The sequence below is a fragment of the Pseudomonas hygromyciniae genome, assembly GCF_016925675.1.
GTDB lineage: Bacteria > Pseudomonadota > Gammaproteobacteria > Pseudomonadales > Pseudomonadaceae > Aquipseudomonas > Aquipseudomonas hygromyciniae.
Map to the genome: position 1 here is coordinate 2,869,967 of NZ_CP070506.1, position 23,545 is coordinate 2,893,511.

Genomic DNA, 23,545 nt, shown 5'->3' on the forward strand with positions numbered 1-23,545 from the left:
GGTTCGTAATGAAGATTGGGAGATCCGTACAAATGACCGACTGTGTATGTAATGCCGTCCCTGACCGCCATCCTGGCGCCGACTTAGATGTTGAGCCTGCGACCCCCGCGTGGATGGCCGTCTTTTCGTTGGCAATGGGGGTGTTCGGGTTACTGACCGCTGAGTATCTTCCGGCCAGTTTGTTGACGCTGATGGCCACTGACCTGGGAGTGTCCGAAGCGCTGGCTGGCCAGGCGGTAACGGTGACAGCCGTCGTAGCGCTGTTCGCCGGCTTGTTGGTGCCAGGCCTGACCCGTGGCATCGACCGGCGTTGGGTGTTGCTGGGGTTTTCCACGTTGATGGTCGCTTCCAATCTGTTGGTCGCCGTTTCCTCCAGCTTCGCGGTGCTGTTGTTGATGCGCATCTTGCTGGGTATCGCCCTTGGCGGGTTCTGGAGCATGGCGGCGGCGGTCGCGATGCGGTTGGTGCCGAGTGCTCTATTGCCTCGGGCGCTATCGATCATTTTCAGCGGCATTGCTATCGGGACGGTCGTTGCAGTGCCGCTGGGCAGCTATCTGGGCGGGCTTTATGGCTGGCGCAGCGCGTTCTTTGCAGCGGCGGCGGTAGGCATGGTGACCCTGGCTTTTCAGTCGTTCACTCTGCCGCGCCTCGCGCCGCGTCGGCCGGCAAGACTGCGCACTGTTTTAGAGGTGTTGCAGCGCCCAGGCATCGCCATGGGGATGTTCGGTTGCGTGCTGGTGCACAGCGGGCACTTCGCGATGTTCACCTATGTTCGGCCATTCCTTGAAGGGACTACGGGCATCGGCTCGCAAGGGCTGTCACTGATGTTGCTGGGGTTCGGTGTGGCCAACTTCGTCGGCACGCTGTTGGCCGGGAGGCTGCTGGAGCGCCACCCGCTGGCCACTCTGGTGTTGATGCCCGCCCTGGTCGGTGTTGCAGCACTGGCGTTGGTGCTGTTGCCGGCATCGTTGCCGGGGCAGGCGATACTCCTGGCGATCTGGGGCTTGGCCTTTGGTGGTGTGCCGGTAGCGTGGTCGAACTGGGTTGCCAGTGCGGTACCTGATCAGGCGGAAAGCGCCGGAGGCATGGTGGTGGCATCTGTGCAATCGGCCATCGCAACAGGCGCCGCCGCTGGCGGTGCAGTGTTCAGCCTCGGTGGCAGCGCAGGCGTATTCGTCGCAGCGGCTGTGCTGATGCTGCTGGCCGCGCTGTTGATTGCGCTGCGGGTCCGCGTCCCTTCTGCCCGGGGCGTTCCATCGTGGAAAGGACTCGGCCCATGACTCATGGCACAAAGAGCAGGCTGATTACGATGTAGCTCCTTATGATCGGTTCTCGCCCGCAGATAACCGATTTATCAGGAATCTAGCCAACACTTCGGTTTCACCAATTATCCACTTCGACTTCAGTGGCAGGGTGCATTGGGGTAACAACGTCTGAGGATCTCTTACGAAATGTGGGGTGTAGCCTACCAATCCTGCGTAAAGCGCGGCGTTGCTAACCAGGCTTTCGTAGAAGCGCTCGAATAGCTCCTCCTCTTTTCGTTCTGAAAGCAGGCGATATTGCGCTTTGCTGAACGCACATAGCTGTATGTAAAAAGGGATGAACAACGGTCCCGCTCTGTGTTTGGCCTGTTCGAGCGCGGCGACGAAGTGCACGAGCGCTCGTTTGTCGTCACCGGCATACATGGCATCCTGGGCGAATTTCCATTCGTTAAGCCAGTTCGGTACTCTCCCTGACGCGATGTGCCAGGCGCCTTGCGCAAACAGCTTGTGTTCGTTCCTATATGCGAGATCCAGGCAGCTTGGAATCTCTGCAGCGCTGTTCAGTGAGCCCGGTAAACGCCTGATACCGTCAAGCTGTGCCTGGTAACGCAGGGAAGCCTGCTGGGCAAACGCTTCATCGTCGAGGGGGTACTGGTTGAATAACAATTCGAGCCAGTCGCTACTCGGTATTGCATGACGTAGGTCAACCGGCGCTGTTTTGGAGCGGCTCCTCGCCTCACGTTCAAACGTCCCGCAATCTGCCACATGGATATTGAGGTTGTGAGCGATCATGGCCGCGAAGGCGTGCACTGCGAATGCTTTCTTATCGATCGCCTCCGGCAGCTGGCAGGTCAGCGGTTGAAGGGTTGGATAAAATATTTCCCATTTCACACGGCTAGGCTTGCGTAGTCGATCGATCACCTGTTTCGACTGAGTGTTCACGAGTTGGGAGGTGAAATCACAATTCCAAGCTTGCTCCCCGAGCGGCGCGTCTAGCTGAAACTGGTGATACTGATGAAGTTTGTGCAGCGAGATACCGGTTATGCTGCAAGCCAGGTCGGCGAAGCTCCTTAACGGCCACTGTTCGTCCTGATCCTCTGCCGGCCAAGTATTGCCATGTGACGTTGCGCGGGCGAGCACCTTCGTCAATTCAATCAAATCTTGGCTGAGAAACCACTGGTAGCTGGATGTTTGGCTGTGTGTGTTGCAAGCATATTCCCTGACAAACTCCCGGTAATGGGCAAAGGCCGACACATAAAAGTCGATCGCGAATTCGGATACATTCCAACGTGCGTAACGTTCAGCGATTAAAGTCTGGATGTATTGGCTCAACTCCAAGTATTCATCGAACGATTCAAAATCTGATTTGGACAGGTAATTCACATAGGCTTGAATCGTTCTGCTCTTCTTAACCTTCTGCGCATCCTTTGGTGCTAGCTGGGCAGTGACGACTGCAAGGTCATCGAGAGAACCAAAGGTGCCGTTGTCTTTTTCAACTGCTTTAAAGGCCTGCCGTAACGCGGCGCGACGTTCTTTTTCGGTGGCGGATACGTGGAAGGTGAAGTCATCGTTTTCACTGTTCCACAGGCCTAAGCAGTCGCATACGGCTTTGTGCAGGAAACCTAATGTCGGCAGTTGATCAGTGGTGGGTAGCATGGTCATTTCCTTATAGAGAGTTCATCCCCATCCTAGGGAAATGAGAGCTTCTCACTAAGTATCAAAACAGCGATACGTGCCAGAAGATGAAGTTTGTACTGACGAATGGGGGCATCCTTTTCAAACCATCCAAAGCGTGCCCTCAGATGTGCCACCAATGTAGCGATCCACTGGAGGTGAATGGAGCTCCCTGGCCTATGAAAAGCCAAAAATGATCAGCGAAACAGCCTGACCGACGAAACCTAAAGACTCTCAGGATCCCCAAAGAACATTTTGACTAGGCTCTAGATCGGTAGTTTCAGTTTGAAAAAATCTTAATATGCCCCCAATTTTGCCCCCACTCAGACGCCGCACATGAGCGATCACGAATTGTGATTCCTGACGAAGTCCAGTATGGCTTTGTGTGGCTTTGAGTGTACGCCGAAGCTGGGGTTGGCTGGGGGGGGTAGGGGAGTGACATGCTCAGAGGTTCTCCCTCGGTGAACTGGAAACCAAAGCAGGTTATGCGTAGCCCAATTCTTGTTCGGCTCTGCTAATGCAAAGTGGCCGGTTCGGTTTCGACACGTGTAGGGTAGCGAGGCGCAGCGCGCGGGCGGTCGAATGCGAGCGCCCGAGTGCCCAGGTACCGCTTATGCCGACGCCGGCCTTGGCTCTGCGATTACATCAGGGGCGTCTAGTGCCTTAGGAGGGTGTAGACAAAATCAAGTAAGATTCTTGCTTCTTCACTGCGCAGTATTGCCACCATGCCCCGAATCGGACGCCCTCCCGTTATCGCTCTGGAGCATACCCACTGTTGGTCAAGCTCGCTCATACGCCCCCTTATTCCAGCCAGGCCGAATTGGCGCTGGCATTTCATGCCGAAACCGGGATCACAGCGCCTCCTGGCACCTTTGCAGAGGCGTTGAAGCTGGCCGGAATTACTCGTGTAAAGGAGCGAGCCAAGGGCAGCTTTCAGTCTCCAGAACTCCGCAAGTCCTATGGCTACACCGACGCACACCGTCGCCATTTGCCAGAGCAGCGTCATCCCTGCAACCGATCCTACTGATCTGAGTCTGTGCTGGTCATTTCAACGCGTGGAAGATCAATGAGTGAAGGCGCGGAGGCGATATGCAAAACTGGGCGATAAACCGTAGCGGGTGAAGCGGAGTAACGCTTCCCTCCGATAGAGCGAAAAAACACGCAGCGTACTGGTAGATTTGGAAACAGAGATGAGATCGTACGAGTTAATTAAAGATCTGGAACGGAAGCTGTCCCTTTATGAGCACGATCACCCACCCAGCCGACAAATTTTCAACGAAAAGCATCAACGTGTTGCCGAACTGATTGCTGCGTCCGAGATTTACCCACCCCTATTGAATCGCGGAGCGGTAAAAGAATTGCTGGAGGGCCGGCAAGGCTGGCCTACCGAAGACGGGGGCGAGTTATTCCTAGCCTACACCATTGATATTGAGGCGCTGGAGGCCGTTAGAGCGATCAGCTTTCCGAATGGTTATCTCAAGGTTTTGGCCTCAATGGAGGTGGCATTAGACATGCCAGCGAAATTGATAGCCCAGCTCAATGCGCTTCAGTTCTTGCGTGATGTACAGGCCGGATGGGACGGATTGCTGGCTCCTAAATTACAAATCGCCTGCAGCGCGCTGAACGCTCATGACCTGGTGGTGCTGGAACCGTATCTGAAGCGTCGGGGTGATTACGCTTTACTCTCAATAGATACGCGCGAAGTGGAGAGTGTCGGGTCGCAAGTCTGGGAGCTGTTGAGATCATCAAATACTGTAGACGAAGCGTTCGCGACCTATACCCTGAAAATGAGGTTGGTGACGGGGTGGAATTACATCTTTGACTTAGACTTTGATAGGCCTGAGATCGATCAGGAAGAATTCCTGAAAGCAGGTGTTGATTATTTATTGAACGACCAATCCCTGAATGATGACTGGTCCATATGTGCCGTAGATGTGGTACTTGCCCAGCGCGGCGTGCGACAACTTGCCAGCAGTGAAGGAGCAGGCCGACGCAAGCATCCCGATCAATTAGATCTGGGGTTGATCAAAGGCTTGTTGGATCCTGCAGGCGAAGATGACTCTTTATATGAAAAGGCTCAATGGTGGGCCGATACCACGCGATGGGGAAACCATAGCGGTGGGGAAATAAGTGGGAGCCTGGTTGCCACTATCATTCGAAGCGAGAATAATCTATACAGTGAAGATAGCAGTTTTCCCTTGACCAAAAAGCTGCTTGAGTGTGCGCCGAAACTTCCAAGACTGATCGGGATGTTACTCGAGTCTGCAATAGATAAAAAATATTTATGCATGTTGCTTTCGTTTTTCCCCACTAATCACATTGGCCTGATCGAGATTTATGGGGGAATACAGCGAATCCGTCAGCTGAATTCGTCAAAGGTTGCCTATGACAAGATCTGGAAAAATCTTCTGTGGACTCAAGCGTTAGAGATATACGTTGACTCCTATTCCGACTATTTGAATGCAGCGCAAGTGATAAGCGGGCTGGAAAATTTAGCTGAAGCTATTGCGTGGTTTGTAGAGGGTGAGTTGGGTGGTTCTTTGCATGGAAAATCCATTGACGATACCTGTTTACCCTCCTTTAATAAAGCGATCATGTCCATTCATTATGTGGATTGCTCGGGTTCGCGGGTTCAACTGTTTTCACATAACGTTGAGCCGTTCATGGGAATTCTCAAGTCTCGTTTGGAGAAAAGAAATAAAACGCCTGGCCAAATCCCGCTAGGGGAGTGGATTGCCCTTTTTTGGATGCTGAAAGAAACTACAGGCATGCAGGGTGATAAGGCATCCGCGCTTCGATCTGTTTCTACGCAGTTGGCAAAAAGTTACTTGACGGTGCTGAATACATTGGTCAAGAAAAAGTGCAGCGAGCGCGAGGCTCCTGTTGCTTTCGAAGAACTTGATTGGGCGTGCTTATATCGCCATTTGCCAAAAGGTCAAAAGGCGAAGTTAATTTATGTTTTCGAAGACCTGTGCATAGATGACATGAGCGATGACCCAAATAAGCTGAGGAGTTTTATCGCGGGCGTTAGAATGCACCTGAGGTTGCTGCTGACTCTACATGCTGCCGAAACAGAGTTGGAGAGCGTATCCGATGGCGAAGGTGAAATAGTTTCAATAGTTGAAAAATTTGGCTTTAGTGATGGCCGTTACTCGGGCGCGCTGGATTACTTCATAGACAATTCTGAGCACAGTCCGATTAGAGTGTGGCAACAGATCTGCGCGGCAGCCAATCTATTTAAAGACAGCATGTTTGAGCGCTTAGTGAAGCTCGTTTCGAGCGAGCACGTTCCACTGACGGCGATATTTACATTGCTTGAAAGAACCGAGGCGCCGAGGCGTAAAGCGCTGATCGAAGCGGAGATATCCAATAGAGCGGCTGTGTCCGAAAAACCTCATTGGATGCCGCAACTTTACGAGTTGATTACCATGGCAGCCAATAATGGTCAGCACGAAATGGCGAGCTATTATATTGAGTATGCGAGGAAGAGTAGCCATAAATCGCATGACGCACGGTTAAACAATTTGTCCGCGCAAATTCAACTCAAACAGGTCTTTGACGACGCTAGTCTGTCTGCTGTCGAGCGATTCGAAAAATTGAAGGAGTTGAGATGTAGCGATGATATGCACGCGTCAGGAGTCGAGCGTTATTGCGAATATCTCCTGGCGACCGCTGAGATAGAAGTTGATGCGTCAAGTGCGCTTCGGCGTTTTGAGCGCATGTCACTCCGGCCACGAGCAATCAGGGAGATGAGCGGGCTTATCAGGGCCGCGCTCGAAAAAGCAAAAACCGACGGTAATATCGAGGGGCGCTTGTACTGTGAGCGATGGGTGAGTGCCTATGAAAACCTAAAGTTATCCTCGCTGGAGAATATGGATCTCTATTATATTCTGAAACTAAGTCTTAAAATATTTAACCTGGAGGTGTTTGAGAGATTCTGGAGTTTGGCCTCTATTCAACAGCAGGACAACGTTGAAATCTCATTGTTAAGGTGTGAGTATCTCAAATATGTCGGGCGCACAGGTGAAGCGCTTGACCGCATGAAACGTATGCGACAGCTTCATAAGGATCTACCGGAAGAAATAGAAAAAAGGGCTTCGAGTTTCGAGGGGGAGTTGTCTGAGGCAAGCACGATTTCTCTCGGAACCAATGGCCTTTTTTCATCGGGGGAAGATTCGCTAAATGCATGGCATAGTATTTGTAATATGCAAGCCGTTGATCAGGTGAAAATTTTCAGTAACAATGCCAATACTCTAGACGAATATGTGCTTGATGTGGTTGATCAAATTGGGTTGGAGTTGCTGTTGCGGCGCATGCATTTGAGGCGTTCATATAAAGTGACAACTTCCAAGGTGAGTTCTCTAGTAAAAGAGAACTCAATCAATGACTGGCTCGTCTCATTGATGCGCCATCGCATGAATTTTGCTGGCTGGACGGTTCGCGACCAGTCGCGTAGCGGCAGTTCTGCGTCAGGTGATGAGGTCGGAGAAGTAGATGCTTGGATAATGGACAAGGGCGACAGATATATAGCCCTTATAGAGGCCTTTAGGCTGAAAGCGGTTGAGCGAAACATTATCCGCGAGCATATGAACAAGATTCACCTCTATAACTCGGTTGGTTGCAGCACGGTACTTATCATTGTCTATGCTACCGCTGCTAATTTTGCGAACTTGTCCGATAGATATTGCAAGTTTATTCAGGGTCTTTCTTATGATGGATTTGAAAGGGTGGCTCATTCGTCGCTTGCGAGGATCTTGACCCGAAGTAGTCCTCACATTCGTTACTACAAAGAGGTGCGGCTACTGAATCAGGTTCCGGTCACGTTTTATCACCAGCTCTTGAATCTGCAATCCTGACAATCTGCGATACTGAAATAACGGCATGCCAAGGTTCCGGTGTCGCGGAATTGATCACCCACCTAATTAAACCGTAGAGCCGGCAAACAATGCCTGCTCCATGCTTTTCAGCTTGATCTGGGTTTTCTCAAACTCGTCTGCCGGGCAAGAGCCCTGAACAATCGTAAGTGCGCCATGAGGCCCACATTCTAAGCCAAAATCTAATGACCGACGATGTGCTTCCGATGTAAGCGTTCCATGAACTCCACCTAGCCAAAGATAGGCAGAGCACTTAGCTATGTATTTGAGGCTCGCAATTAGTTGACCACTACAAAATGATCTTTGCGCCGGCTGCGGACAATAGGCACTAGATATCGAGGCTTCGCGCGGTCATCATTGATTTTGCTTAGTAATGTCGCAGCATTTATGTACCCGGGGCGCTCCATGCACCCCGACCTCGAAGGCGTCAGTATCGATGACTCGCTCCGGTTAATCCTGTCGCTGAATTGCTACGCGGTGACCATTAGGACGCTTGCTTGGCCAAGCGTTGTGAATCGCCCCGGATTCTCTAGACACCTTGCAAGCTCATTGCGTAACGCTTTTCAAACTCTACCGGTGACAGCTGATTGTTGAAACCATGGCGGCGTTTTACGTTGTAGAACATCTCGATGTAATCAAACACATCACTCCGAGCATCTTCCCGCGTGGTGTAGATTTTTCGCTTGATCCGTTCCCGTTTCAGAAGCTGGAAAAAGCTCTCGGCCACGGCGTTGTCATGACAGTTGCCTCGGCGACTCATGCTGGCAACCAAATTGTTTGCCTTCAAAAAGCTGCGCCAATCGGAGCTGCTGTACTGGCTGCCTTGGTCGGAATGAACCATCACCTCTTGCTTCGGTTTACGCCTCCAAACCGCCATCAACAACGCATCAATAGCCAAATCACTGGTCATCTGCGACTTCATTGACCAGCCAACGACCTGCCGAGAAAAACAGATCCAGTACCACCGCCAAATACAACCAGCCTTCATACGTACGAATGTACGTGATGTCGGTTACCCAAACCTTGTTGGGTTCCACAACATCGAACTGGCGCTTCAGCAAATTGGGTGAGACGACCGCTGGCTTACCGCCGTACTTTCCAGGGCGGCGTCGATAACCTGTCTGAGAACGCAGACCTTCAAGACGCATCAGCCTCGCCACACGATGACGACCACAATCCTCACCGACCTCGCGCAGATCGTCGTGGATTTTGCGATAGCCATAAACGCCACCGCTCTCCAACCAGGAATGCTTGATCAAACCCAGCAGTCGCTGGTCGTCTTTGGCGCGTACAGATTGCGGCTCAGACAGCCAGGCGTAATAACCGCTGGGATGGACTTTCAGCGTCAGGCAAAGCCGTCGAATCGAATAGTCGCCCGCGCGCTGCTTGATAAAGGCGTACTTCAGCCGCACTCCTTGGCAAAGTACGCGGCGGCCTTTTTTAATATGTCTCGCTCTTCAGTGACGCGCTTGAGTTCCGCTCGCAGACGACGTAGCTCAGCGTGCTGATCATCATCCTGCTGCCGTTCTTCTTGAGGTTTGCTGTAGCGCTTTATCCAGGCATAGAGGCTATGCGTCGACACGCCGAGACGGGCGGCTACCTCAGCGACAGGCAGCTTCTTTTCGGTCACTTGATTGACTGCTTGGATTTTGAATTCTTCGGGATAACGCGGGTTGCTCATGGCACCTCCTGATTGGCCTCATTTTAAGGCATGGAGGTGTCTACGAAACCCGGGGCGATTCAGAATGCCTTCGCCCCTTAGCCGTTCCAGGAGCTGCTGGATCCCAGGGAGGCGGGTTTCAACTTTGGCCAGTGCCTGATGCAGTGCCTCGTTGTACCCAGGTTTCAGGATCGTTTCGCGCCCCTGAATGAATGTATCTATGGTGCCCAACTCAGTGGTCATCGCAGTGGTCAGCGCGACGAGTGCTTTCCCATCCTTTCCTAAGGTGTCAGAGATTTTTTGGGCTCTGACCTCAATCGCTTCGAGCATTGCAACGTGAGTTCTCCAGTCATTCCCGCACAACGGGCAAAACTTGTCGTCCGGATAGAGCTTGGCGTGCTCATCAAGCAACTGCTGCTTCAGTCAGGGCCAGTTCGGCAGCGGCACTGTCATTGGCTGTGTTCTTGATGTTCAGGTCATTACGCGCTTTGATTTGCTCTTCAAACCATTCAAGTCGACCAGCAGCCCAACTTGGCAGTGTTCGTGCCTGCTCTGCCGTGATGGCGGAAGCACCTTTCTTGACGATTTTGGCTGCTTTATCGAGCCCGTCGAGCTCCTTTTTGATCTGTTGAAGGTCATCTAGTTTGTTCAAGTCGGTGCCCAGCAGTGCCAAGCTGCTCAGCGACTCCGAGTGCGACTCGATGTCCGCATTGATGGCATCATTCTGAGCTCTGACCCGAATGGCTGCTTTCTGAGGGAGCAAGCCATTTAGCTTGCGAATGGCGTTCGAGAACTGGGTGTGAATCTCTGAGTCGTAGGTGGGGAAGGGATCTTCCTTATCCCAACCCGGCCCAACCTCAACCGTGGACAGCTTTTTGTAATCAATATTTCCCAGATCGGCTTGCACCATCGCGCGCAGGGCTGTGCACTCATTATTAAGCGCTTCTTCATCAGCTTTGCGTTTTTCGTCCCCTAAAAATTTTGTGAACCTTGTCGAGAGTGAGCGGCAATTTTCAATCTCAGCTGCAACATCGTTGATGTTGAACAGGTTGCCAAGCTGGTCTTTACGCTCGTCTACTCGCGTGTGAAGCAGTTTGTTCTGCCCTTGCTCAAGGTAGTTGAGGAAGGTGAAATTTTCCCGGAAGTTTCTGCCGAAGACTTCGTCTAGAAACTCGTTCTCACGCAGGTTGACCGGCGTGAAGGCTTTCGATTCGAAATCGGGAAGTTCATACAGCTTGAAGTGCTTGAACTTGTCGGCTCGGTTGTTCGATTTCTTGTCGAACGCTTTTACGGGCGCATGCCGGGCCAGAACCAAGCGTTTGTCCCCATCATGGAATTCGATTTTGATGCTCAGGTCTTTTTGATCGGTGCGCTGGTTCCAGAATAGGTTGTCGTCATAGTTTGTTTTGAGCTTCGTCATCAATGTCGAAAAAAAAGATTGTCGATCCGCTTGATCTGACCCGTGAGTAACAGCTCGACAGCATCGAAGACACTGGTTTTTCCGTACCCGTTCGGCCCGTCGAGCGTTAGCAGCGATGAGGTGCCAAGATCCAAATTGATGTGTTTAAAAGCCTTAAATCGAGAAACTTCAATCCGCGCTATTTTCCATTTCATTGCTCATCAGCTCCGTGATCAATTCTTCCGCGTTATTCGACGTGAGTTTCTGGATGACTGTGTAGGTTTCATCAAGGCCTGCTTCGGCTACGGCGTCGGCTGCTTGCAGGCGCAAGGAAATAAGCTCACGTCGGGTGAACGGGAGCTCAAGAAAAGGAAGCTTGATGAAAATCTTTGCTGCAACACTGTAGTGCGTAGCGGCCAGAGGGTCTTCCTTGTAGTTGCTGAACTGGTTCTTGTCCGAGACAGTGGCCACTAGTTCGTTGAAGGTATAGTCCTGGATGGCATGCTGCTCAGTATCGCTGTAGTAAAGTACATATTTCTTGAAAAAGTGAGGGTCCTCTTCAATCGCAAAAATCTGTTCTTCCTGGTCTTTGAATTCAGCTAGGTGGTTCAGGTGATGAATGCAGATGAGGTCACAGTTTTTCTTGAATGTTGGATGGTTCAGAAAGGAGTCGGGGGCCGATTGATTAATAAGAGTATTTAGTTCGGTGGGGCTGGGTAAGTGATCCAGCTTGTGCAAAATCGCAAAGCGGATGGCGGAGCCGGATTCCCGAACGTAGAAGCTCGTAAGGTCGGTTTCAAAGTCTTTGGTGAATCCATGATAAATGAGAGCCTCATCAATAATTTTATTTATCATTCAAGCGAGCCTCTGCGTCCTCTTTAGTCACGATGCTTAAACAAAATGATTTGAGAATGTTGCTGTCAATGCGGTCTCTGACCTGCTGATCGTCAAGGTCGTTGGGGTGCGTGAACTTGGTATTGATGATGAAAGACTCGGAAGATCTGCTGGGGATGAGGTTGTTGTACTCAAACAGCAGCTTGAGTAAATCTCCGTTGGTATCCATCTCTCCCAGCAGGTCTACAGTGCAACCCTCGTGGTCATCAACGAAGGGAAGGTCGAGGGCCGTCGGAAGATAGAATCGCTTGTCACTGTCCAGATAGTGCGGGAATTGTTTAAAAATCGGCTCAATCGACATGTCCTCGATAAGGCCGGAATAACGCCGGATATCTGCTTTTTGTATGCTGGAGAAACGCTCTGATGGCTTTATCAATTGACAAAGCGTCTGCATGTCGCTGGCTTCTGAATCCCGAATATGTTCGAAGAGCCGACGCGCTCGCCCGTACGAGGCGTCGCTCATACCAGGTAAGGCTTGATCGAGTCTGTCTTCTAGATGACTGTGCAGCTTTGCCTTCAGATCGATCGCATAATACTCAGTGTTGTTGTATGGGTTCTTGTTAACAATGTCGTCTATTAGGCTCTGAGCTGTAATACGGCTTTCATACGCTGCCTTGTTGGCCTTTTCTCGGTCGACCTGTACCATTCGGTGAATCGCGACTGCTTGTGTGCTTATCTTTTCAGACAGAAGGCAGTAGTTGTAGTGCAAGAGCTCGTCGGTTAGCAGGATGGAGTTGCTGCTGCATATTTCTTTGATAACAGCTTTTGTGAGGCCTTCGATCTCGCCTAGACCGCAATATTTGTTGTTCCCGTACGAGTAGAGTTTAACCAGCTCGTTGTTCTTTCCGGTGTAATCATCGGTATCGTTGAGTTGGACCGATACATGGAAGTATCGTGATACGCCTTTAACTCGATCGTACTCGACAGCAGAAGATTTTTCCAGTGCCTCGATATACTCGCTTTTGTACGTGCCAATCTTGGCTTTTACTTGATGGGCGCTTACAAGTGCGCCGCTTTTGTAAATGGCGAAATCGTCGCTGCTATCTAGTTGAAGCTCAAAATCTAAGTCGCCCTGATGGATTAACTTGAGGGAGTGATAGAGTGCAATTTTCCCTTGGTAGACGTAGCCGCTCCACGTAGACACAGCGGTGGCTGGATAGCCTTTGCTCTTGACGCTCACGTTGACTCCCTTCACGTATAGATATGATACTCATAAATGGCACAAAGATATCACCATGTAAATGTCGTCTTGTAAACCACAGATTGGAGAGATTCTGTTGGTTTTCTGACGCCGGAAAGTTGTTCTATTGCTTGGCTTTAACGTTTAAGCGCGGTGGTCTAGTGATACTGCGATACGCGAAAAGTGCGGTTTGATGGGCTGGATTTAAGATTAAGCTATTAATTTATATAGGCTTTGCCAGGATGTAGATTTTTTTGACGATGACCAAGTCAGCGACTTCTTCACCATCGGTGAACCTCGGCGGTTTCAAGAGGGGATGGACGTGTCCTGCGTCCGCAGGAAGTCGAAGAGCGGCATACTCAACGGGGCGTGTAGTAGATGGCGTCCAGAAGCGCTGCACGTCCCAACCAGATTTCTGCGTCAGCCGCATTGCTCGGCTGCGGATGTCTCCACCACGGATCACCGTGCATCGGCTCAATGATGCGCTGCCAGTAGTTCTCCAGGTTCGTTGTGCTCGGGCTGACACCGAAGTTTTCGCACAAGTCCTTCCGGTTGGCCGAATCAATGCACACGAATGCGTCAGGCCGCTTCATCGCCAAGAGCCTAGTCGCGGTCGGTAGTCCGCCGACTCGCCCGTCCTGATCGAAGGCTGCTCTGAACGCTTTGCAGTAGCGGTCGTAGTCGCCCTGCGTGACCGCGCCCATCAACGGGATGAAATCGAGGGCGTGGGAGAGACCTGTGGGCGCTTCGATGACCAGGTTCGCGAACGTCCCACTTGCGCCCATGCTCCCGAAAAGCCCGTAGTCCACGCCTGGCTGCTGAGACTTCTTGCGCCCGAGAGTGCCGGCGACCAGCTTGCGGTCGTCCTCGTTCCACTTCGCGTAGGGTATGCCAGTCGCGAAAAGGGCGCGAGCCTTTGTCAGAACGCCCAAGCGCTCCTTAAACAGGTGCGCAGACGGGTGTGATGAGCTTCGGACCTGCACGAGGTAGTCCGCCCAGCTCATATCATGTGGCGCGCGCTTGGTATTCGGCTTAGAAGGTGGCCGAACGTCAGCGAACTTGATCAGTTCCTGTCGCGCAGCCGTCTTAGCTGCGTACTGGTGACGGTACCGAAAGAGGAACTCGTGAGAGATGTCCTCCGCCCCCTTCCACGCTTCTGCGACGAAGCGACTGAGCTCTAGCAGCGCTGCATCGTCGAGCGAGCCATCAAGCAGCACGCTCGCCTCGACGTTTCGGATCATCGCCGCCTTCGTGAGATTTGGGCTCCCGACCACGCAGCGTATGCGTTGCCCGTTACGAAACAGGTAGACCTTCGGGTGGAACAGGTCGCCCGTAGGAGGAACGACGGCTGCGGCCGCTAGCGCTGCCGCCCGCTCAAGCACCTCGGGCTGCGTCTGGAACATATGAGTGCCGACAACGAAGTTCTCGAACTTCGAGCTGTCTTTCATCGCTGCCTCGAAGACTGCGTTCTCGGTCGCCCAGGCTACTGCCCATTGCATCGACTCGCAGTTCTCAACCAGTGCTATGAGTGTCGATTGCGTCTGCGAAGCCGACAGGAACTTCACATCCATCTCTGCTTTTCCTCGTGTTTCTATTTAACTAAGTCCAGTGGGCTTCTAGGAGCGTCAGCAGAGGCGGACTGCTCGTGCAGCGACCGGCATGTAGAGCCATCGCTCGCTCACGGGCTTGCCGGTCGCGTTGAGAAGGGCATGACCATAGGACTCGAGCTGCGGGCCGTGCTCAGCCACCAGGTCCTCGTCTCTGGCTGAGCCACCGGGGTTCGACTTGTGGTCCATGAGAATCCAACTATCTGGCAGTTCAACCAGCAAGTCGATGCGGCCCCGGATACGAGTGCCGTTAGGGCCATTGGCTTCGATGGGCACTTCGACGTAAACGGGACAGGCAGGCCAGCGCTTGGCTACCCAAGCTTGGAACGCTCTGGCCTGGGCGCAAACGGCTTCCTTATCCACAGAATGAGCCACGGCCCAGGTTATCAGGATTCGTTCGACGTCAGGGGCTGAAATCCCGCCAAGCACGCCGGCGCGAGCGATGCACAGGTGGAGCGCCGTGCCCAGCGATGCCATGTCGGGCTTGCCCGCCAAGCTTAGCCGGACTCCTACTGCGTCAGTCTCGACTACCTTGAACGTGCCGCCCGAGGCAGAACTCGGTCGATGCCACAACGGCTCGGCCTGCACGCGCGGACGAGCTGTGAACCAGCGGCAGGCCTCGGAGGCTTTGGCAGGTGGTTCGGTTGAGCAGTCATCCTTGTTCCACGACCTCGATAATCTGGAGAGCTGCTGGCCGTCGGGTATCGCTATGGTTCCTGAGTCGCCGAACAACAGGTCGGCTGCGCCTTGAATTTCGCCGACCCAGGCGCGCCCCGCCCCTGACTTGCGAACGAACGACACTGCGACGTTCATATCACGCGCGCGGGTCAGGCCCACATAGAGAAGGCGCTTGTTCTCCGCCAGGGCTTCTGCCTGCATGGCTTGACCAGTGGCGCTGGCTTCGGCGTTGAGGGCGGCTTGGGGCTGGGACCGCTTGCCCCAGGTCTTCAGCCAGCAGTGTACGAAGCGGTTGGCGAGCGGCTGCTGCGGATCGAAGCCCCCAACTGTCCTCGCGCGCACGCCCCAAAGTGAACTGCGTGCTGTCGCATCGAGGCTTGTCAGCACGACGATTGGCCACTCCAGCCCCTTGGCCCCGTGATAGGTGAGGACTGAGACCGAGTTGTCTTCTGAAATGGCCCGGTTATCGTCCTCTGCGCTGGCGAGTTCGTCCAGCCAACGAAGCATGCCGCTGACGGTCGCCGGTCGCTTCGCGGCGACACACTCGTCCTCGAAGGTCTTTCCGAGCTCGACCAGTGCCTCGACATTGGACAGCCTATTGCGGCTCTCGTGAGGGGAGGTGGACCATTGGCCGACCAGCCGCACCACTTGGGACTCGGCAGCAGCAAGTCGCAGTACTTCCTGTGGCGTCAAAGCCATTAGCGTTGGACGCAGCTCTTCCAATCGGGCCAGTAGCGGATGGGCGCTGTCACCCTTCGTCAGCCACTCGTGTGACCTCACCCCATCGGTGGCTAGGTATTGCAGCCTGTCTGCAAGCCAGGTCTCGATCGGAGTGCCATCGGCCAGGGTTAGAACCAGCGCCGTGGCGACGGTGTCGGTTGGGTCGTTCATGCGCCTCAGACAGGCCATGACATAGATGGCTTCGGCAGTCCCCAACAAGCCGGAACGTGGGCTGGCTGACGGGATGCCCCAGCGCGTGAGCGACGTGACGGCAAATTCGACCTGGTCGTTGTAGCGACACAGCACTCCGACATCGCCGGCCTGAATCGGACGGAGCTCCTTGGTGTCCTTGTCTTCGACCTTAACCCCGGACTCGAGCAGCTCGCGGATGGCCTGGCCAAGGCCTAGGTAGTCCGAGTCGTTTCGGCTGCTCTCGAAGTTCCAGTTCAACAGCGCGGGCTGGTCCGGGATGTCCTTCCGCAGAGGCTGCAACCGAACCTGCTCAGGCGTCAGGTCGGGCTCGAACGCAGAGTTGAATACACTATTAGTGAGCAAGACCTGGCTTTCGGTGGAGCGCCTGGAGGTGTCCAGAGCCTTCCCTATGACTCCGCCCCAGCCCTTGATGGCGCTGAGAACGCCGGAAATGAGGCTTGAGTCAGTTCCGCGGAAGCCGTAGATAGCCTGCTTGGGGTCGCCGACCCACACCGACTTCTTAGCCAGTTTGGCCAGCTCGACGAAAAGCGCCAGTTGGAGCGGGCTGGTGTCCTGGAACTCATCGACCATGATGAGATCCAGTTCTGCTGCCAACACTTCACGGACGGCTGGCTTTGTCCTCAATGCACGTAGCAGCAACACCTCTTGGTCGCTGAAGTCGACTGCACCCAGCGCCTTCTTGGCCTGCTCGTAGGCGTCGAGAACGTCGGCGGCCAGCTTGAACACCTTGTCAAGGTACCGACGGACCTCGGCATGAAAGGCCGGGTGAGACTCGTGGGCCTGAGCTGCGGACTTGACTGGTGCCACGATATCCCTGACCTTAGCGCCGGCGTCAAACCCTGCTGCGCCGATCCAGTCGGGCCAGCACCAGCGTCCTTCACGGAAGAGGCGATCCAGTTTTTGCAGCCCGTCGAGGCCTTTTAAGAGGTTGTCTGCAACTTTGGCGCCGACAGCCTGCTGCTGTTCTACGTAGGCGGTTACTTCTTGGTGCGCCTTGGCCAGCGCGGTGGCCAACGCCATGGTCGGGTTCAGCCCCGCAGTTGGAACAGGCCAGTTCGCGAGCATAGCGTCCGCGTTCTGAGTACCCATCACGCGAAGCGCCCCTGGCTCAATGTCGTTATCGAGCGCGGCCTTGACGACAGCCTCAACAGTCTTGGACCAGTCCGCCTGTTCGATGCCGAACCGCTCTGTGAGCCAAACTAGTTCCGCTTGTGCGTCGGCATCCATCGACTCGGCCAGCGTGGCTTTGAGCAGTCTCTTGGATTGACCTTCACCCAGGACAGTCTGGTCGGGAGACAGGCCCAACTCGAAGCAGAACCGCTTGAGCATCTGACCGCAGACACTGTTGACGGTGCCCAAGCGGGCTTGGCCTATGGCGGTGGCGAGGTCGATACGGCCCTTTTCAAGAAGCCAGGAGCGGGCGCGTTCGCGCAGCTCGGTAGCGGCCTTCACCGTGAAGGTCGTGGCCAAGATGGCGTGAGGCCGTGCCGTGCCAGATTCGAGGGCTTGTGCGAGAGTTTCGGTCAGCTTGTAGGTCTTGCCACTGCCGGCACCTGCGCTGATGAATTCGATGTTGTTCATCACTTCCAGCCTCCCAGCAAGATAAGGTGGTCTCGGTCCCATTTGCTTGGACCGTTGACCGGAAGGGTTCCCTCAGGGCCCTGGTACTCGTCGTTCGGATCTTCCGGAACGACTTCGATGGTCCCGGCGTCCAGCTGCTGCTTGCGCCACTTCCAGGTAGAGCGCGCGCGGTCCAGTAGATTGGAGACGGTTACGCCGTCCGGCGGTCTTCTGACTTGCGCTTTTGGGAAGATGTCGGCAGCGGTGATGTACAGCCCGCCACTTTCCAGGATGAAATAGCCAAGCGCGGCGGGTGCGATACCGCTTGTTTGCTCTATGAGGCTGGAGTAGAGCGCCAACTGTAGGTGCTCGCCAGAGCGAAGCAGCCCGGCGTAGTAGGTATCGCCTCTCCACTTTATGTCCACGGCGACAGTTCGCTTGTCACCAAGCGTGACCAAGAGGTCAATTTTGCCGATCAGCGGGACTGCTCCCAAGGTTCCTCTGAACTCCACCTCCGTCTGAACCTGAACGGCACCAGCGAGCCTGAGGTGATCGAGGAGACTGCAGATGGCTAGTTCGCAAACCTTCCGGAAGTGCTGCTGCGTTACCCCTGCACCCTGCATGAGTAGTACAGCGCCTTCAGTCAGCAAGAGCGAGTCTGCTTCGGCGCGGAACCACGCAACGGCATCGGAGTTTGACAAACTCAAGGCATCGTTGTGCGCGAAGAGTTTCTCGAGCACCCGATGAGCGAGGATACCCAGCAGGCGGTTGTCCTCATCCACCGCCAGGACGGAGGTCGGATCCAGCTTCGCCACTCGTTTCAGAACGAATAGGGCTGCGTCATTGAAGAGTTCGTTGAGCGTAGTGAACGACTGTAAAGCGTCGCCGAGCTGCACGGGATGAGGGAGTTGGATGTGTCGTGGAGTAGCGGGCAGCGACTGAGGTGCAAGCACCTCGGCGGTTACCCCGAGAAGTGTGGAGTCGAGTGCAATGTCCAGGTCAAGCGAAGCGGACTCGATATCCGGTACGAGCTTCTTAAGAAGCTGGCGAATCGGATGTACTTCTGTACCGGGGGGAGGGCAGACGATGATGAATCTTTTTCTCGCAGCAAGTAGTGGCCGCAGCCACTTCAGTGCTAACGATACAAGCTCACGCGCCGGGTCTCGCAACTGCACACCTAATTGAGTAAGAGCGTTCACCTCGGCAGGAGACCAAGGCAGAGGCGAGGGCAGGGCAGGCGTAGATGGCATCCACCAGATCACCTCATCAGCTGCTTCGATGCACGCGGCTGCCGTGCTGGTCGAGCGCATGCAACCGACATGGGAAACCGCAGCGGGGTTGGTTGCCCCGGCGGGCGTGGCGTGGGCGACCAACTGCTCGACTTGCCGAGGCAGCACCGTGGCCAACCCTTGCCGAGCCAGCTCGATCAATGCTTCATGGACGGCCGCACATTGGCTATGCGCCGCCGTAAAGCTCGCCGCATCAGCGGATTCACCTGAGAGGCGAAGCCGCATAGCCTCCTTCATCCGGGCGACGCGAGCAATCAGTGCATCGACCGGCACTCCATCGGTGCGTGACCAGCGCTCTGACTCCAGCCAGAAGGTAATTTCATCTGCTACTTCCTGGGCATCGTTACCCGCTGCGATCTTGGCCTTAGCCGCCGTCCAGGCTTCGCTCCCAATTCCAGGCTGCTTGGCGACAGCACGAGCGAGCCTGCCTCTCGCAGGACGACTGAATGGGCCAACTGGGTGCGTCAGGAAATCCAGCAGTCGGTTCATGTCTATTGGTTCCCAGCACATTTCTAAGGCAAGGATTAGTGCCTGTAGGGCTGGGCGGAGCTGACTAGGGCGTTCGAACCCGCAGTTGACCCCGCCGGTCGCGGACAGCGACACATCTAGCGAGTCGCCGGCCTCCTCAGCCAGGATCAGCCGGTCGCCGGGCTGGTGCGAGTGTTGTGCGCTCAACCAGTGTTCGGCGGTCGTGGCCGCGAGAGCGTGCACTAGCAAGACACTCCCGTCGGTCTGCACGGTCAGATTGCCCGCGGAGCCTCCAGCCAGAACGGTTAGGGCTTGCTCTTGCAACGCACGGAGTTGGCCTTCTCCCTGTGGCTCGGGAAGTCGGACTTCGACCGCTGGCAGGCGCTCGAGCACCTGCCGCCAGAGAAGCGGGAAGTCCTCGGGCGGGTCAACCAGGTGAACTGACTTGATGGGGCCGGGGGCCGGACGCACTCAGAGCCTGTATCACCAGGTGCAAGCGCTCGGCCTCTCCGGGCGGCAGCGTTTCGAGAGCTGCCTTTTCAATGGCGGCAAGCTCCTGGATTCGCGAAGTATGCTCTGGATTCGCGCTGCCGTCCCAACCGCCAAGCCGCCACTCGTCACGCCAGGCCATGAGGCGCGCAGCCGTACCAATACTGTCGGCCTTCAGGGACTCACTGTAGAAGCGCGAGTTGTTGTCATGGACGCGCAGCAGGCCAGAGTAGATGGTCACGCGCCTGGCCTTGGACGCTTCTGGCGCGCTTAGACCAAGGTAGGTCTCCAGCAGGGACAGGAATCCGAGGCGGCCCACTATCGGGGTGTTGAAGAAGTTCGTCGGGGACGGACCCTGACGGGTATCCAAGAAAAGGCCAAAAGTGATGTGCATGCTACGGTTGACTTCCTTGACGACAATCCAATGCAGGCGTCCTATTGCATCTTGTTCCCCTGCTCCTAGTCGACAAGACTAACCGAAAGCAACCATTCACGTACGACGGAAAATTGCTGAGAGCGGCTGTCAGACCACGACTGCCTGTGTGTCAGATATCGCAGCAAGGCAGACAAGGAACTGCGCCTACTGAATTTTTGCTCTTTACCGTTAGCAGCTTTTGTCCAACTAGAGGTCTGGTAAAGCCTGCTGGCCCCCTGGAGTGAGCAGCCGACTTTTGACAGCGTTTTGAAAAGCGTCGGAGTAATACCTGAATTCAGCTTGGCGACTTACACTTGAAATATTAACTGCACAGGAGGTATCACTCGGTTGCTCACGCACTTGGGCAGAGGGGAGCATCTCATCGGCCTACCTTCACACCGCGGTGTGTGGGAACAACAACGGGTGACTTTTCTAGAAGGGAACTGTTGGACTTCAGGCTGGGGGCATCCTTTTCAAACCATCCAACGTATGCCCTCAGATATGCCCCCAATGTAGCAATCCACTGGAAGTGAATGGAGCTCCATGGTTTGTGGAAAGCCAGAAATGATCAGCTAAACAGCCTGCCCAACGACACCTAAAGACTCTCAGGATCCCCAAAAAACATCTGAATCCGCGAACGCAACCACCGCTCCCCCGGGTCATTGTCCTGCGACCCTCGCCACGCCATATGCAGTTCAAAGCTGCGCACCGGCAACGGCGGGTCTTCGGCGCGCAGGCCGCCGGCGGCGGTCAGGGCTTCGGCGGTGTAGTCGGGCACGGTCGCCAGGATGTCGGTGCCGGCGAGCAGGGTGCCCAGGCCATTGAACTGCGGTACGGCCAGCACCACATGGCGCTTGCGGTCGAGCTTTTCCAACTCTTCATCAATAAACCCGCTGAGGTCGCCGGCGAATGAGACCAGGGCGTGGGGGCGGGCGCAGAAGTCGTCCAGGCTCAGGGCGCCGGGCACGCTGTCGGCGCGCAGCAGTTTGGGCAGGCTGCGGCGCAGCAGTTTGCGCTTGGCGTTGGCCGGTAGGTCGGCGGTGTAGCTGACGCCAATGGAGATTTCCCCGGAGGCCAGCAGGCCGGGCATCAGGATGTAGTTGACGCGACGGATCACCAGCACGATGCCTGGCGCTTCGGCGCGCAGGCGTTTGAGCAGTTGTGGCAGCAGGGCGAACTCCACATCGTCCGACAGGCCGATGCGAAACACTGCGGTGCTGGTGGCTGGATCGAATTCGGCGGCGCGGCTGACAGCGGTGGAAATCGAATCCAGGGCCGGCGAAAGCAGGGCAAAAATCTCCACCGCCCGGGCGGAAGGCTCCATGCTGCGCCCCGTGCGCACGAACAGCGGATCATCGAACAACCCGCGCAGACGCGACAAGGCCGCGCTGATGGCCGGCTGGCCGAGGGAACAATTTCTCGGCGGCGCGGGTCACACTGCGCTCATGCATCAAGGTTTCGAATACGATCAACAGGTTCAGGTCGACACGACGCAGGTCGTTACGGTTCATCTTGTGTCCTGGCAGATTCAGCGAACTTGACGTGAACGGCCACATGACAACAATGGCCGGCATGAATCTTACGGGGAAAGGCTGGTACTCTGCACCGGCTAATTCAGATTTCCTACGCTGCCTGGCGTATTTTCCTAGGCAGTGGAATCAATGACAGACATGACGACTATTAATGGCGACCGGTGGCCTTGCCCCGAAAGCCCAGATAAAGTTCATGGCATTAGAGGTTACTTTGGCGAGGTTTGCGATGTCCCGCACGATTCGTTTTCACAAGTTTGGTCCGGCCGAGGTGCTCAAGTGCGAAGAGCATGAAGCCACGTTGCCCGCACCGGGCGAAGTGCAGGTGCGTGTCGAAGCGATTGGCATCAGTTGGTACGACATTCTCTGGCGGCAGAACCTGGCGTCCTCCCATGCCCGCTTGCCTTCGGGCCTTGGCCATGAAATGGCGGGCGTGGTCGTAGCGGTAGGCGAGGGCGTCGACGATCTGGTGGTAGGCGACAAGGTTGCCAGCTTTCCGGCGGAAAGCCCCAATGATTACCCGGTGTATGGCGAGGTGATTGTGCTGCCTCGTTCGGCCCTGACCCGCTACCCGGACGTGTTGAGCCCGGTGCAGGCCAGTGTGCATTACACGCCGTTGTTGATTGCCTACTTTGCCTACATCGATCTGGCGCGGGCCAAACCTGGGCAGTTCGCCCTGGTCACGGATGCCAGCCATTGTGCCGGGCCGTCGTTCGTGCAATTGGGCAAGGCCCTGGGTGTGCGGGTGATCGCTGCCACCAAGTCCCCTGACGAGCGCGAATACCTGCTGTCTTTGGGCGCCGAAAAGGTCATCGTTACCGAAGAGCAGGACTTGCTGATGCAAATCAACAAGTTCACGGATGGGCGCGGTGTGGACGTGGTGTTTGACGGCCTGGGCGGCCCGCAGATGTCGCTGTTGGGCGATGTTCTCGCGCCCCGTGGCAGCCTGGTGTTGTACGGCCTGCAAGGTGGCAACCAGACCCCGTTCCCGGCCTGTGCCGCGTTCCAGAAGAACATTCAGTTCTTTGTGCACTGCATCGGCAACTTCACCGGCAAGCCCGAGCTTGGTATTGCCCAGGACCAGGCCGCGCTGCAGCGGGCCCTGCGTGAGATCAACCAGTTGACCGCAGACGGCATGCTAGTGCCGCTCAAGACCCGGGTATTTGCCTTCAACCAGTTCGTCGAAGCCCATCGTTATATGGATGAATGCCCGTGCCGCGAGCGGGTAGCGTTGCAGGTTGAAGCCGTTTGATCTGTGGGAATGTTCGCAAACGGACATTCTACGGGTGTTTGCCATGGGGCAAATACGCCATTTAGAAGGACTGGATCTACCTCCTTGCTGAGCCTTGTACCGGGATTCTTTTCCTGCAAAACCTGCCCTTGATCCCGCCGCTGCCCTGAATCCCAGAGCAGCGGCGTTTTTCTTGGGCGCTGCACTCAATCCCCGCCCACCGAACTGCACTGGTTTTTGCGCTGAGTCTGTATCTTTTAATCATCAATCAAGCGCTGATAATTGCCCGGTCACTTTCATCTCAAGGACTGAGCAATGATTGCAGAAAACAACTCAAAACAGCGTTTCGCCGAAACTAATAAATCGCCTTGTATGCCGGCCCAAGGATATGGGTCCGCAGAAA

At 55.1% G+C, this 23,545-nt stretch carries 13 protein-coding genes and 3 pseudogenes; 4 read left to right on the top strand and 12 right to left on the bottom strand.

Going from position 1 to position 23,545, the window contains the following annotated elements:
- Window positions 1-32: 32 nt before the first annotated feature.
- The gene (locus JTY93_RS12675; protein WP_205477595.1) at window positions 33-1,280 is read left to right on the top strand and encodes an MFS transporter; all 1,248 of its coding nucleotides are present in this window, start codon (window positions 33-35) and stop codon (window positions 1,278-1,280) included.
- Between the two features lie 39 nt (window positions 1,281-1,319).
- On the opposite strand, the gene JTY93_RS12680 is transcribed toward JTY93_RS12675, so the two are convergent.
- Window positions 1,320-2,918 (bottom strand): hypothetical protein, encoded by a 1,599-nt coding sequence (locus tag JTY93_RS12680; RefSeq protein WP_205477596.1) that lies wholly within the window; start codon window positions 2,916-2,918, stop codon window positions 1,320-1,322.
- A gap of 743 nt (window positions 2,919-3,661) precedes the next feature.
- Here JTY93_RS12680 and JTY93_RS12685 point away from each other — a divergent pair.
- Window positions 3,662-3,945, top strand: a pseudogene (locus JTY93_RS12685) (IS5/IS1182 family transposase); the annotation flags it as partial.
- Window positions 3,946-4,126: 181 nt separating this feature from the next.
- Window positions 4,127-7,792 (top strand): hypothetical protein, encoded by a 3,666-nt coding sequence (locus JTY93_RS12690; RefSeq protein ID WP_205477597.1) that lies wholly within the window; start codon window positions 4,127-4,129, stop codon window positions 7,790-7,792.
- Between the two features lie 547 nt (window positions 7,793-8,339).
- On the opposite strand, the pseudogene JTY93_RS12695 reads toward JTY93_RS12690, so the two are convergent.
- The 11 genes and pseudogenes from JTY93_RS12695 to JTY93_RS12740 form a co-directional block, all read right to left on the bottom strand.
- Window positions 8,340-9,491 (bottom strand): annotated as a pseudogene (locus JTY93_RS12695) (IS3 family transposase).
- 18 nt (window positions 9,492-9,509) lie between these two features.
- Window positions 9,510-9,881, bottom strand: coding sequence for a hypothetical protein (locus JTY93_RS12700; protein WP_205519024.1), 372 nt, complete (start codon window positions 9,879-9,881; stop codon window positions 9,510-9,512).
- Window positions 9,874-10,890, bottom strand: coding sequence for a hypothetical protein (locus JTY93_RS12705; protein ID WP_205519025.1), 1,017 nt, complete (start codon window positions 10,888-10,890; stop codon window positions 9,874-9,876). The genes JTY93_RS12700 and JTY93_RS12705 overlap by 8 nt, the downstream gene beginning before the upstream one ends.
- Window positions 10,890-11,084, bottom strand: coding sequence for an AAA family ATPase (locus tag JTY93_RS29940; RefSeq protein ID WP_205519026.1), 195 nt, complete (start codon window positions 11,082-11,084; stop codon window positions 10,890-10,892). Before JTY93_RS29940 ends, JTY93_RS12705 begins: the two co-directional genes overlap by 1 nt.
- Window positions 11,059-11,724 (bottom strand): ABC-three component system middle component 1, encoded by a 666-nt coding sequence (locus tag JTY93_RS12715; protein ID WP_205478326.1) that lies wholly within the window; start codon window positions 11,722-11,724, stop codon window positions 11,059-11,061. The genes JTY93_RS29940 and JTY93_RS12715 overlap by 26 nt, the downstream gene beginning before the upstream one ends.
- Window positions 11,714-12,943: an ABC-three component system protein gene (locus tag JTY93_RS12720; protein ID WP_205478325.1), complete on the bottom strand. Its 1,230-nt coding sequence runs from the start codon at window positions 12,941-12,943 to the stop codon at window positions 11,714-11,716. The genes JTY93_RS12715 and JTY93_RS12720 overlap by 11 nt, the downstream gene beginning before the upstream one ends.
- A gap of 359 nt (window positions 12,944-13,302) precedes the next feature.
- Complete coding sequence (locus JTY93_RS12725; RefSeq protein ID WP_205478324.1) at window positions 13,303-14,514, bottom strand: phospholipase D family protein; 1,212 nt, start codon at window positions 14,512-14,514, stop codon at window positions 13,303-13,305.
- Between the two features lie 54 nt (window positions 14,515-14,568).
- Entirely contained in the window at window positions 14,569-17,742 is a 3,174-nt protein-coding gene (locus JTY93_RS12730) for a UvrD-helicase domain-containing protein (protein WP_205478322.1), read from the bottom strand.
- Complete coding sequence (locus JTY93_RS12735; protein WP_240357289.1) at window positions 17,742-19,499, bottom strand: PD-(D/E)XK nuclease family protein; 1,758 nt, start codon at window positions 19,497-19,499, stop codon at window positions 17,742-17,744. The genes JTY93_RS12730 and JTY93_RS12735 overlap by 1 nt, the downstream gene beginning before the upstream one ends.
- Window positions 19,500-19,905: 406 nt before the next feature.
- Window positions 19,906-20,361, bottom strand: a complete 456-nt coding sequence (locus tag JTY93_RS29060; RefSeq protein WP_240357290.1) for a hypothetical protein — start codon at window positions 20,359-20,361, stop codon at window positions 19,906-19,908.
- A 616-nt stretch (window positions 20,362-20,977) separates the two neighbouring features.
- Window positions 20,978-21,893: pseudogene (locus JTY93_RS12740) on the bottom strand (LysR family transcriptional regulator).
- Window positions 21,894-22,140: 247 nt separating this feature from the next.
- Between JTY93_RS12740 and JTY93_RS12745 the strand changes: the two are divergent.
- Entirely contained in the window at window positions 22,141-23,163 is a 1,023-nt protein-coding gene (locus JTY93_RS12745; protein ID WP_205478320.1) for a zinc-dependent alcohol dehydrogenase family protein, read from the top strand.
- The last annotated feature ends 382 nt before the right edge of the window (window positions 23,164-23,545 follow it).